The sequence below is a fragment of the uncultured Brevundimonas sp. genome (assembly GCF_963977465.1).
Classification (GTDB): domain Bacteria; phylum Pseudomonadota; class Alphaproteobacteria; order Caulobacterales; family Caulobacteraceae; genus Brevundimonas.
In genome coordinates this window covers 178702-191244 of sequence record NZ_CAXBOQ010000001.1, presented here as the reverse complement: position 1 = coordinate 191244, position 12543 = coordinate 178702, and the positions used below count along the sequence as shown (strand labels likewise).

General features: G+C 66.7%; 10 protein-coding genes. 7 read left to right on the top strand and 3 right to left on the bottom strand.

Annotated features, from left to right (window positions below):
• The first annotated feature begins 16 nt into the window (after positions 1-16).
• Complete coding sequence (aat, locus tag AAC067_RS00990) at positions 17-724, top strand: leucyl/phenylalanyl-tRNA--protein transferase (RefSeq protein WP_339928654.1); 708 nt, start codon at positions 17-19, stop codon at positions 722-724.
• Here the strand turns inward: aat and AAC067_RS00985 are convergent.
• Entirely contained in the window at positions 679-1353 is a 675-nt protein-coding gene (locus tag AAC067_RS00985) for a DUF2155 domain-containing protein (protein ID WP_339928652.1), read from the bottom strand. The two genes, aat and AAC067_RS00985, sit on opposite strands and share 46 nt — an antisense overlap.
• Positions 1350-1742: an NADH:ubiquinone oxidoreductase subunit NDUFA12 gene (locus tag AAC067_RS00980; protein ID WP_339929744.1), complete on the bottom strand. Its 393-nt coding sequence runs from the start codon at positions 1740-1742 to the stop codon at positions 1350-1352. Before AAC067_RS00980 ends, AAC067_RS00985 begins: the two co-directional genes overlap by 4 nt.
• A 204-nt stretch (positions 1743-1946) precedes the next feature.
• Between AAC067_RS00980 and AAC067_RS00975 the strand changes: the two genes are divergently transcribed.
• The 3 genes from AAC067_RS00975 (at position 1947) to AAC067_RS00965 (ending at position 6024) form a co-directional block, all read left to right on the top strand.
• A complete protein-coding gene (locus AAC067_RS00975; RefSeq protein ID WP_339928650.1) occupies positions 1947-4490 on the top strand; it encodes a TSCPD domain-containing protein in 2544 nt (847 codons plus the stop codon).
• A 71-nt stretch (positions 4491-4561) separates the two neighbouring features.
• Positions 4562-5053 (top strand): pentapeptide repeat-containing protein, encoded by a 492-nt coding sequence (locus tag AAC067_RS00970; RefSeq protein ID WP_339928648.1) that lies wholly within the window; start codon positions 4562-4564, stop codon positions 5051-5053.
• A gap of 62 nt (positions 5054-5115) precedes the next feature.
• Positions 5116-6024 carry a pentapeptide repeat-containing protein gene (locus AAC067_RS00965; protein ID WP_339928646.1) on the top strand — a complete coding sequence of 303 codons (909 nt, stop codon included), beginning with the start codon at positions 5116-5118 and terminating at the stop codon, positions 6022-6024.
• 8 nt (positions 6025-6032) lie between these two features.
• Here the strand turns inward: AAC067_RS00965 and aspS are convergent, their stop codons facing one another.
• Positions 6033-7835: an aspartate--tRNA ligase gene (gene aspS, locus AAC067_RS00960; protein ID WP_339928644.1), complete on the bottom strand. Its 1803-nt coding sequence runs from the start codon at positions 7833-7835 to the stop codon at positions 6033-6035.
• A 177-nt stretch (positions 7836-8012) separates the two neighbouring features.
• Here aspS and AAC067_RS00955 point away from each other — a divergent pair, with 177 nt between their 5' ends.
• From AAC067_RS00955 to AAC067_RS00945, 3 genes are all read left to right on the top strand, one after another.
• Positions 8013-8693 carry a DnaA/Hda family protein gene (locus tag AAC067_RS00955; RefSeq protein WP_339928642.1) on the top strand — a complete coding sequence of 227 codons (681 nt, stop codon included), beginning with the start codon at positions 8013-8015 and terminating at the stop codon, positions 8691-8693.
• 106 nt (positions 8694-8799) lie between these two features.
• Positions 8800-11019, top strand: a complete 2220-nt coding sequence (locus tag AAC067_RS00950; RefSeq protein ID WP_339928640.1) for an RNA degradosome polyphosphate kinase — start codon at positions 8800-8802, stop codon at positions 11017-11019.
• The gene (locus AAC067_RS00945) at positions 11016-12530 is read left to right on the top strand and encodes a Ppx/GppA phosphatase family protein (protein WP_339928638.1); all 1515 of its coding nucleotides are present in this window, start codon (positions 11016-11018) and stop codon (positions 12528-12530) included. The genes AAC067_RS00950 and AAC067_RS00945 overlap by 4 nt, the downstream gene beginning before the upstream one ends.
• Positions 12531-12543 lie beyond the last annotated feature (13 nt).

Below are 12543 nucleotides of genomic sequence, written 5' to 3'. Positions count from 1 at the left end.
GGTGCGGGAGGATCGGATGACCGAACCTGATTTCAGTGTCTCCGATCCGTTCGGCGGCTTCGGGCCGCAACAACTGTTGCGCTGCTATGCCGATGGCGTCTTCCCGATGGGCGAGACGCGCGACGATCCCCGTATCTTCCTCGTCGAGCCGGATCAGCGCGGGGTCATCCTGCTGGACCGCTTCCACATTCCGACGCGCCTGCGCCGCACCGTGCGCAGCGAGCCCTTCGAGCTGCGGGTCGATACCGCCTTCGCCGACGTGCTGGACGCCTGTGCCGTAACCGGAAGCGGGCGCGAGGACACCTGGATCAACGGGCCGATCCGGCGGCTCTATCTGGAACTGTTCGCTGGCGGCCATGCCCACAGCATCGAATGCTGGCGCGACGAGCACCTGGTCGGCGGCCTGTACGGGGTGACCCTGGGCGGGGCCTTCTTCGGCGAGAGTATGTTCAGCCGTGAGCGCGACGCTTCAAAGGTGGCGCTGGTGCATTTGGTGGCACGTTTGAAACTGGGCGGCTGGACGCTGCTGGATACCCAGTTCCTGACCGGGCACCTGGCCCAGTTCGGCGCAGTGGAAACGCCCCAGGCCACCTATCTGAGGATGCTGAAACCCGCCCTGAAGATGGTGCCGGACAAGACCGCCCTGGCCCGCCCGCTGGGAGGGGCCGTTGCGGTGACCTATGCCTTGCAGGCCACGACCCAGGCGTCGAACACCGGGTGCTGAAGGCCGTTGACGGCGGGTGACGAGGCAAACATCCAGCCCCGGAATATCTGGCGTGGATCGGTGCCCGGCAAGGCCCCGCGCGGCTGCAGGCTGACTTCGACATAGGCGATGGCGTCGTCGGTCACTTCGTCCGGAGCCGACATTTCGCAGGCGCGGACCTTAAAGATCAGGGTGTTGTTGAAGCGAACCGGCTGACCACCGACCTCGACCTCGAAACGCATGGTCTCGGCAGTCACCTTGTCGATGGCCTGTATCACCGCGACCGGGCGACGCTGACGGCGGGCAGGCACCAGCGGCTCATCGTCCTTTGGCGTTGCTTCTGAAACCACCACCGGCTCGGGCTCGGGCTCGACCAGGGGCGCGGCCTTCTCTTCAACCCGGGTCACGACGGCCACAGGCGGCGGCGTGACCGCGACCGGCGCAGCCGGGGCCGGGGTGCCGGCAGGGGCAGATTCTACAGGCGCAGTATCCGCCGGTCGCGCCGGCGTCTGGCGCAACAGGTCAGCGACGGTCGCCGGAGCCGGCGTGGCATCCTGCGGCACGTCCAGCCGTGCGCCTGCGTCGACGGTACCGGACCCCATCAGGGCCACGACCGCCACGCTCGCCAGGATCACCCCACGATGGGTCATTCCGGCTTCCACGACTCATAGTCGCCGGTCGCCGCGGGACGCTGGCCTTCCGCGGCCATCGACCCCTGCGGCAGCCAGGCCATCGGCGTGCCTGTCAGGTTGGGGATGTGGTCCCGCTCCCACGAGCGACGCGGCAGCGGCTCGACGGTCGGCGGCTCCTCAAAGGTGTAGTGCAGCCAGCCGTGCCAGTCGGGCGAGACCTTGGTGGCCTCGGCATAGCCGTCATAGATGACCCAGCGACGCTTGCGCCCGTCATAGCTGACGTTGTCACGCGACTGGTAATAGCGGTTGCCGTGTTCGTCAGTTCCGACCAGCGCGCCGCGCTTGGCCACGGTAAACAGGGTCCCGATCGTCGCCCCGTTCCACCAACCGAAAATCCTGCTCAGCACGTCCACGCACCCGTATCTTTCGACGCGCGGGGAGGTCCGGCGACGCTGACGCGATCATAGAAACCGGCGGCCCGTCCGTCCAGCACAAGCCGCGATCACTTCAGATCAATATGTTGGGGGTAACACAGGCAGCCCACGCTAGATTTATTGCGGGAGGACCGGAACATCTTCTAGGATCAAGGTTACGCCACCCAGGATCGCCGCATGCGCTTCATGGCCCGCTTCGCCGCCCTGGCGACGACCGCCACTGTCACCACCCGCGAGATCGAGCGCGCGAACCGGATCGATTCGGTCCTCGCGCCGACGGACTGGACGGATGTGCGCGTTGAGGCCTGGCTGGACTGGGCCGACGCCCAGCCCGAGGTGCCCTACAGCCCGGATGACTGGCTGGACGGCGCTGTCGACGCCTGGGCCGCCCGGATCGCCGCACGCGGCCTGAAGCTGGGCCTGTTCACCCGCGCCATGGCCGAGGCCTTCGCCGGGGAATTGTGCGCCACCATCCGCCTGGGGCTCGTGGCCCCGACCCTTCCGGACCGAAGCGCGCCGGTCGAGCCGCTGGACCTGTCCGATCCTGATGCCCGTCGGTATCTGTCGGACGCTGTGGCCGCCCGCCGCTGTGACCGGCTGGCCCCGGCGGCCGTCGAGACCGCCTCCATTGCACTCAACGCCGTCGCCGACGCCGTCCTCCGGTGCGAAGGTCCCCGCGAGGACTGTGCCGATCCAGCCCGCAACCCGGCGCTGGCCCGCGTCGCCCTGGCCGCGCGCCGAGCCGGTGCGGCCGACGCCGATATCCTGCGCGCCATCGCCGGCGAACGGTTCGACGTCCGCACCCGTCCCGCGCCCGTGCGGTCACCACTGGTGGCCTGCGCCGCGCGCGACCGGATCATTGCCGGCGGGACCGAAGCCGGGATCGCCGCTGATGCCTCCCTGGACGGCGACCTGATCCTGACCTTCGCGAGCACCGATGCGGCCCGCTTGAGCCAGACCGCTCGGGCCGGCGGAGCCCTGCTGTACCTGCCGGCGATTGCCGCCCTGCCCGGCGGCTGCAGCGACGAAAACCTGAGCGCTCTCGCCCAGCTCTGGACCGTGGCCCTGGACCTGGCCGGGGCCGGAACGGCCATCGCCCTGGGTCTCTCGGGTCTGGCGGATCTGGTGGTGGTAGAGCCCGTGAGTGACCAGCCGATCGACGCCGAGGCCGGTCGAATCGGCGAGCGGATCGCCCGGGCCATGACCACGGCCTCGATCGACCTGGCCCGGTCCCGCAACCTCAAGGGAGCCGGCGGCGACAAGGACCGCGACAGCGCGTTGCGGCGGCACACCGCCCTGTCCTTGTACGTCGATGATGCCGAGGCCGCCCTGCGCCTGGGCGCGACCCCCTTTTCGCCGGTTGATCACTACCAGACCGGCGACGGCGAGGTCGTTCCTCGCCTGCGCCCTTCCCTCGCAACGGCCATCACCAATGCCGGTGGCGACGTCGAGGCCGCCGAGCGTTACCTGTTCGGACACCGCACACTGGCCGGAGCGCCCGGTTTCGACCACGCGACCCTGCGCGGCCTGGGCTTCACCGACGTCGAACTGGAGGCGCTGGAGGGTGCCCTGGTCGATGCTAGCGGCTTCCAGGAGGTCTTCTGTGCCCCGGTGCTGGACCCCGGCTTCCTGTGCGATGTGCTGGGCGTAAGCGAAACCACGCCCCCCGACCTGCTGAACCATCTCGGTCTGACCACCGACAGTGTGCGTGAAGCCCGCGCCTGGGTGTTCGGTCACGGGACGCTGAAGGCCTGGCCCGAGGCCCCTGAGACCCTGCGGACAGTGCTGAACGATCCCCAAGCCTTTGAGGCCGAACTGCGGGCCGCGCTGGAGCCTTACAGCGAGGCCCCCGACGTCGCCCCCGTGACCATCGACTGGCGCGCGACTCCAGCCGAGGCCCTGGTCTTGCTGGGAGAGGCCGCAGAGTCTGGCCGACGTGCGGTTCGCCTGCGCCGGGCCACGCCTCCCGCCGGTCCGTTGCTGACGCTGACCGAAAGTGAACCCGCCGCCCGTCGCACCGAGCCCGAAGCCCGGGCCGTGGAGCGGGTGGTCGAGAAGGTCGTCGAGCGCGACCGGACCCGACGCAAACTGCCGGACCGTCGCAAGGGCTATATCCAGAAGGCCGCCGTGGGCGGTCACAAGGTCTATATCCACACTGGCGAATACGACGACGGCGAGCTGGGTGAGATCTTCATCGACATGCACAAGGAAGGGGCCGCCTTCCGCAGTGTGATGAACAATTTCGCCATCGCCATCTCGATCGGGCTGCAATACGGCGTGCCGCTGGACGAATTCGTCGACGCCTTCGTCTTCACCCGGTTCGAGCCGGCGGGACGGGTCACCGGCAATGACTCGATCCAGTCCGCGACCTCAATTCTCGACTACATCTTCCGGGAACTGGGTGTGTCCTATCTAGACCGGCACGAACTGGCCAATGCCGGGGCGGATCAGCTGAACGCCGACGGCCTGGGCTCGGGCAAAAGCCACGACATTGAGGCCGTGCCTGCCGCCCGCTTCATTTCCAAGGGCTTCGCCCGCGGATCCACGCCCGACAATCTGGTCGTTCTGCCGTTCGGACAAAAGCGCGACACAGCGCCTGCATCGACCAGCGTGCCGACTGAAGCCGCCACCTGCCCGGCCTGCGGCGATTTCACGCTGCAACAGCGCGGCGGAGCCTGGATCTGCGACACCTGCGGTGTGGCTCCGTCCATGCAGGGATAGGTAAGGGTCTCAGCGCTATATTGGTCCGCGTCTTGCATAGGCTGACGTCAACGACCGGAGAGCCTCCCGCCATGAAACCGATTCTGACTGCATTCGCCGCCCTGGTCCTCGTGTCTACCGCAGCGCCTGCCCTTGCCCAGAACGCCGGCCAGATCGCGCGCGTTCGCGGCGGAGCCAGCTGCCCGGGGTGTAATCTGTTCCAGGGCAGTTTCGGCGGTCTGGAGGCGCGAGGACTCAATCTGACCGGTGCCCGGCTGCGTCAGGCGGATCTGAGTCTGGCGGTGATGAACCGGACCCGGTTCAGCAACACTGACATGCGCGACGTTGATGCCTACGGCGCGGTGTTCTCAAGCAGCAATTTTGCCGGTGCCAACCTGACCAATGCGAGCTTTGTCGGGGCCTATCTGCAGGGGTCCAACTTTTCGCGCGCAACCCTGACCGGCACCAATTTCTCGGGGGCGCAACTGACACGCGCGACCGGTCTGACGCAGAGCCAGCTGAACCGGGCCTGCGGCGATTCCGCCACCGTCCTGCCCTCTGGTCTTCGCATTCCCGCCTGCTGAGGGCCCCCTTCCTTACGGCGATTTAAGTAGGGACATCACAGCTTTGGGGTCATTGAGACAGGGTGTTCCAGTTCAGTCTGTCCCGTATCTGTCGCCTTTCGACCGCCAGCCTCATCGCTGGTGCGGCGATCGGCGTGATGACGCTGATCACGCCCGCCGCCGCTGAAGTCCAGTTTTCGTTCCAGGACCGGGATATCGCCCGGATGGTTTCGCTGGGCGGATCCTGCAACGGCTGCGAACTGTCCGGACGGAATCTGTCGGGCGCGACCTTCACCGGGGCCTCCTTCATCAACGCCACCCTGGTCGGAACCAATCTGCGCGGGGCCGAGATGGTCGGCTCCAATTTCAGCGGCAGCGACTTCAGCCGGGCCGATCTCATCGGTGCGGGGATCCTGGGCGCGAATTTCACCGGGGCCAATTTCACCGATGCCAGCCTGATGGGGATCGAGGCCACGGGTGCCACCCTGGTGCGAACCCGTCTGAGCGGGGCCAATCTGTCGGGTTCAGAAATGTCCGGCGCCAACATGAACGGGGCCGTCCTGGTCCGCGCCAATTTCAGCGGAGCCGAAGTGAGAGGCGCAACCCTGGCCAATGTCGACGCGCGGTCCGCGAATTTCGACAATGCCGAGATCGATGCCTCGAACCTGTCCCGGGGCGACTTCCGCTCGGCCTCGTTCCGGAACGCATCGCTGGATGGAGCCCGACTGCTGGACGGCCGGTTCGCCAACGCCGACTTTTCCAATGCATCGCTGAACCGGACGGATATCCGGAGTACCGATCTGTCCGACGTCCGCGGCCTGACCCAGAGTCAGATCAATCGCGCCTGCGGCGATTCCGAGACGCGTCTTCCCGCGGGTTTGTCGGTGAGAATCTGTCGCGGGGTTTCGATCATGCGACGCCCTTCGCCACCCGCTCCGCCTTCGCCGCCCGTGCCACCGCGGCGCAATTTCGCGATGGCCACCGGCGACTGACCGGCCGCTCAGGCCTTCAGCGGCGGCGCTGAGCGGATGTGCAATTCTTTCAGCTGCTTTTCATCGGCCGCGGCCGGCGCATTCATCAGCAAATCCTGACCCTGCTGGTTCAGCGGGAAGGCGATGACCTCGCGGATCGCCGTCTGGTTGGCCAGCAGCATGACGATGCGATCGATGCCGGGGGCCAGACCGCCGTGCGGCGGTGCGCCGTAGCGGAAGGCGTTCAACATGCCGCCGAACTGCTCCTCGACCACCGAGGCGTCATAGCCGGCGATCTCGAAGGCCTTGAGCATGATCTCGGCCTTGTGGTTCCGGATCGCGCCCGAGCACAGCTCATAGCCGTTGCAGACGATGTCGTACTGGTAGGCGAGGATATCGAGCGGGTCCTTGCTCTCCAGCGCCTCCATCTCACCCTGCGGCATGGAGAAGGGGTTGTGCGAAAAGTCGACCTTCTTCTCTTCCTCGGACCATTCGAACATCGGGAAGTCGACGATCCAGCAGAATTTGAACGCGTCCTCCGGGATCAGGTTCAGGTCCTGGCCCAGCTTGGTGCGGGCCGATCCGGCGAATTTGTGGAACACGGCCGGGTCGCCGGCGACGAAGAAGGCGGCGTCGCCGGTCTTCAGGCCCAGCTGGGCGGCGATGGCGGCGGTCTTCTCATCTCCGAGGTTCTTGGCGATCGGGCCACCGGGGCCTTCGGGGTTCTGGTCATCGGCCGCGCGCCAGAAGACGTAGCCGAGGCCGGGCTGCCCCTCGCCCTGGGCCCAGGAGTTAATCCGGTCGCAGAAGGCGCGGCTGCCACCGGTCGGGGCCGGAATGGCCCAGATGGCGTTCTTGGCATCGGCGGCAAGGATCTTGTTGAACAGGCCAAAGCCGCCGCCGCGGAAATGCTCGGACACGTCCTGCATCTCGATCGGGTTGCGCAGGTCCGGCTTGTCGGTGCCGTATTTGGCGATGCTCTCACGGTAGGGGATGCGGACGAAGGGATAGGCGTCGACCGTCTTGCCGTCGGCGAACTCCTCGAACACACCGTGCATGACGGGTTCAATCGCCGCAAAAACATCCTCTTGCGTGACGAAGCTCATCTCGACGTCGAGCTGGTAGAATTCCAGCGAACGGTCGGCGCGCAGGTCCTCGTCGCGGAAACAGGGCGCGATCTGGAAATAGCGGTCGAAACCCGAGACCATCAGCAGCTGTTTGAACTGTTGCGGGGCCTGCGGCAGGGCGTAGAATTTGCCCGGGTGCAGGCGCGACGGCACCAGGAAGTCGCGCGCGCCTTCGGGACTCGAGGCGGTCAGGATCGGCGTCTGGTATTCAAGGAACCCCTGACCGACCATACGCTGGCGGATCGAGGAGATCACCCGCGAGCGCAGGACGATGTTCTTGTGCAGGGTCTCGCGGCGCAGATCGAGGTAGCGGTGCTTGAGGCGGATGTCCTCGGGGTATTCCGGCTCGCCGAACACCGGCAACGGCAGTTCGGCGGCTTCGGACAGCACCTCAACGGCCTTGACCTGGATCTCGATCTCGCCGGTCGGCAGGTTGGCGTTCTTCGTCTCGGCGGAACGGGCAACGACCTCGCCGTCGATCTTGATCACGCTCTCGGCGCGCAGCCGCTCAACAGCCGCGAAGCCCGGCGTTTCCGGATGCAGCACCAGCTGGGTCAGGCCGTAGTGGTCGCGCAGGTCGATGAACAGCAGACCGCCGTGGTCGCGCTTGCGATGGATCCAGCCTGACAGGCGGACGGTCGAGCCGGCATCGGAAGCGCGCAGAGCGCCGCAGGTGTGTGAACGATAGGCGTGCATGGAGGGCATTCGTCTTGGAAAACGGCTGTGAAACAGCGAAAATTTAGAGGGCCGGAAGGGCGCATTATCGCCCCCTAAAGTCAAGGCGGAGACCCGCTTATCCGCCATCCACAGCCAGCGTGCATTGTCCACGGCGGGGGCGTCGAACGCATACGCCCCCGCAAACCGATCTGCTATGGGAAGACGATGCATGTCCCGGCTCGCCGCGATCAGTTAAAACTGCCCCTCGAACGGGACGTCCCGGCCGGGGCGGCTGAATTTGTGCGCTCGCCCAGCAATGCCGAAGCCATGGACGTGCTGGAGCGCTGGCCGGATGGCGGGGAACAGGTGCTGGCCCTGCAAGGCCCGGCCGGATCCGGCAAGAGCCATCTCGCCGCGATCTGGGCCGAACGGGTCGGGGCCATCGCCCTGCACGGAGCCGAGGCCGGTCTGGCCGACCCGCTGGAACTGGAAGGCCGTCCTGTCCTGCTGGACCGGGCCCAGGACGCCGATGACGAGACCCTGTTCCACCTGATCAACCTGGCCCAGTCCGGCGGCGGAGCCCTGCTGCTGGCCTCGCGTCCGTCTCCCCGCGACTGGGTCACCGCCCTGCCTGACCTGCGTTCGCGGCTGGACGTGGTCCGGGTCATCGGCCTGCAGGAACCGGACGACACCGTGCTGGCCGCCATCCTCCGGGCCCGTTTCGCCGCCCGCAGCATCACGCCGGGCGACGAATTGATCGATTATCTGGTGCGACGTATCGACCGCTCGGCGGCGGCCGTGGAGTCGGTGGTCGACCGGCTGGACGCCGAACACCGCCCTGTGACCCGCGCCCTGGCCCGTCAGGTACTGGAGTCGGACGACGCGACCGGCGAACTGTTCGACTGAATCCCGGAAGCCCGGGCGCGGCGGGCCATCGAAATTTCCACCTTGCCCGGCGGCCATGGGGCGCTGAACGCTTGCAGCCGCCGCACCCCCGCGTCAGAACCGGACCATGACTGACATCGCGGCCATCACGGATACGACCAGCGGCGAGGTAGTCCCATCATCGCGCGCCCCGCAGATGGACCTGTCCGAAACCCTGATGGCCTCGCAGGAGCGGTTCTTCAACCGCGAGATTTCCTGGCTGAATTTCAACGCCCGGGTGCTGGAAGAAGCCGCCAATCCCGCCCATCCGCTGCTGGAGCGACTGCGCTTCCTGTCGATCTCGGCCAATAACCTCGACGAGTTCTTCATGACCCGGGTGGCCGGGCTGAAGGGGCAGGTGCGTGAGCGGGTCCGGGTCGTGTCGGCTGACGGCCTGACCCCCGCCGAGACGCTGGAAAAGGTCAATGTCGACGCCGGAACCCTGATGGACGAGCAGCAGCGGCGCTGGCGCAAGCTGCGCAAGGAACTGACCGTCGCGGGCATCGAGGTCGTCGACGCCGACCGCATCACCAAGACCGAGCGGGAACGGCTGGAGCCGGAATTCCTCAACCGCCTGTTCGCCGTGCTGACGCCGATGGCCATCGATCCGGCGCATCCCTTCCCCTTCCTGCCCAATCTGGGCTTTTCGCTGGCGCTGAAGTTGCGCCGGCGGCGGGACAATCGCACCCTCTATGCCCTGGTCCCGGTGCCGACCCAGGTGAAGCGGTTCTGGCCCCTGGCCACCGATGGTCGCTCCAAGCCGGGCAAGCGCCGCTTCGTGACGCTGGAAAGCCTGCTGATGATCTTCATCGATCATCTCTTCCCCGGCTGCGAAATCCTCGAACGCGGCGTGTTCCGCCTGATCCGCGATTCGGACATTGAGATCGAGGAAGAGGCCGAAGACCTGGTCATGGAATTCGAGGAGGCGTTGAAACAGCGCCGCCTGGGTTCGGTGGTGCGTATCAAGATCGAAGCCGGCATGCCCGCCGACCTCCGTACTTTCATCACCGACGAGCTCAACGCCGCCCCGCGCGACATCGTGCTGGTCGCCGGCATGCTGGGCCTGTCACAGGTTTCGGACCTGATCCCGGCCGGCCACCCGGACCTGAAATTTCCGGGCTACGAACCCCGCTATCCCGAGCGGGTTCGCGACAACGGCGGCGACATCTTCGCGGCCGTGCGCGAAAAAGACATGCTGATCCACCACCCGTTCGAGAGTTTCGACGTCGTGGTGCAATTCCTGCGTCAGGCGGCGCGCGATCCCAATGTCATCGCCATCAAGCAGACCCTGTACCGCACCTCCAAGGACAGCCCGATCGTCGCCGCGCTGATCGAAGCGGCCGAGAACGGCAAGAACGTCACCGCCCTGGTCGAGATCAAGGCCCGCTTCGACGAGGAGGCCAATCTGCGCTGGGCCCGGGCGATGGAGCGGGCGGGCGTCCACGTCGTCTTCGGCTTCGTCGAATACAAGACCCACGCCAAGCTCAGCATCGTCGTGCGCCGCGAGGGCGACGGTCTGAAGACCTACTGCCATTTCGGCACAGGCAACTACCATCCGGTCACGGCCCGAATTTACACCGACCTGAGCCTGTTCTCCTGTGATCCGGTGCTGGGCCGCGACGCCACCCGGGTGTTCAACTACATCACCGGCTATGCCCAGCCCGACGAACTGGAAGCCCTGATCGTCTCGCCACTGAACATGAAGGCCAAGCTGGTCGAGATGATCGGCAAGGAGATGTCGGCGGCGGCCAAGGGCAAGCCAGCGGCCATCTGGGCCAAGATGAACTCCCTCGTCGATCCCGAGATCATCGATGCCCTGTACCGCGCCAGCCAGGCCGGCGTGCGCATCGAGCTGGTGATCCGTGGCATCTGCTGCCTGAGACCGGGCGTGGTCGGCCTGTCCGAGAACATCCGGGTCAAGTCGATCGTCGGCCGTTTCCTCGAGCACAGCCGCATCGTCGCCTTCGCCAACGGCCACGAGCTGCCGCACGACAAGGCCCGGGTCTATATTTCCTCGGCTGACTGGATGAACCGCAACCTTGACCGGCGCGTGGAGCTGATGACCCCGGTGCGCAACGCCACTGTCCACGATCAGGTGCTGGACCAGATCATGGTCGCCAACCTGAAGGATGACACCCAGAGCTGGGTTCTCGACTCCGGTGGCGACTACCACCGGGTCAAGCCGGTCGATCCCGAGCGTCCGTTCTCGGCCCACAAATACTTCATGACCAATCCCAGCCTGTCCGGCCGCGGTCGCAAGGTGAAGAACCGGCCGCGCGAGCTGTATTTCGATGATCGCCGCAAATGACCGGTCTCGAGGACTCAACCACCGCACCCCGCGATATCGCCGTCATCGACATCGGATCCAACTCGGTACGCCTGGTCCTGTACCGGCTGGAAGGCCGGGCCATCTGGACCGTTTTCAACGAAAAGGTGCTGGCTGGACTGGGCCGCGACCTGGCGACAACCGGCCGTCTGTCCGAGGACGGCGTAACGTCCGCGCTGGCCGCACTGAAGCGCTTCGCCGCGGTCATTGAGGGGGTTCGTCCCGCTCACACCTTTATCGCCGCCACGGCTGCGGTGCGTGACGCCGAAGACGGGCCTGACTTCTGCGGTCGGATCGCCGCCGAGACCGGACTGAACGTACGGGTCCTGACCGGGGCCGAGGAGGCGCATTTCTCCGCCCTCGGCGTTCTGGCCGGTATTCCGGACGCCGAAGGGGTCACCGCCGACATGGGCGGGGCCAGTCTTGAACTCGCGCGGATCGCCAACGGCGAGGTCTCGCCCGGAATCACCCTGCCGCTGGGCCCGTTCTCCCTGATCGACCCCAAGGGGTTCGACGCCGGTCGGCTGCGCGACACCATCGGCCGCCGGTTGAAGGCCGCCGGTGACTATCGCAGCGACCACCTGCTCGCCGTCGGCGGAGCCTGGCGTAGCATCGCCCAGGTGCACATGGCCCTGATCGATTACCCGCTGCACATCGTTCACCAGTATGAGATCAGCGCGCCGGCGATCCGTGACACGGTCCGGCTGATCGCCCGCCAGTCCCGCTCATCGTTGGACAAGATGCCCGGCGTTTCCAAGAAGCGGGCCGAGACCCTGCCCTATGCCGCCCTGGTGCTGGAGGGGCTGATCGACCGGCTGGAGCTGAAACGCATCACGATGTCAGCATGGGGCGTGCGCGAGGGCCTGCTGTTCGAGGCGCTGGACGATGAAAGTCTGGCAACTGACCCGCTGCTGGCCGGCTGCCTGGCCCTGGGGGCGCGTCAGGGCATCTCTCCCACCCTGCCCGGCGCGCTCAATGCCTGGATCGGTCGCTTGCTGGATGCCGCGCCGGGCAGCGGCGACCCCACACGCGACGCCGTCCTGACAGCCGCCGCCTGCAATCTAGCCGACCTCGGCGCGCGTCTGCACCCCGACCACCGGACGGAACTGGTGTTCGATCAGATCCTGCGGGCCCCGATCCCCGGCCAGACCCATGCCGAGCGGGCCTTTCTCGCCTGCGCCCTGAACGCCCGCTACGGCGGGTCTGCAACCACGCCCCAACCCGCGACCGTGGCGCGCCTGCTGACTGATGAACAGCGGCTCCGGGCCCGGACCCTGGGTCTGGCCATTCGTCTGGCCTGCGACCTGTCCGGACGCTCGCCGCAGCTGCTGGCCAATGCCGGTGCCGCCGTCGACAAAGGCGTGCTGAAGCTGACCGCTCTGGACGGCTATGCCGACGTGCTGCTGGGCGAACAGACCCGGCGACGTGCCCGCGCCCTGGCCGACGCCATGGGGCTGAAGCTCGACATCGGTCGCGGTGCCGGGGCAAGCTGACTCCACACAGGGA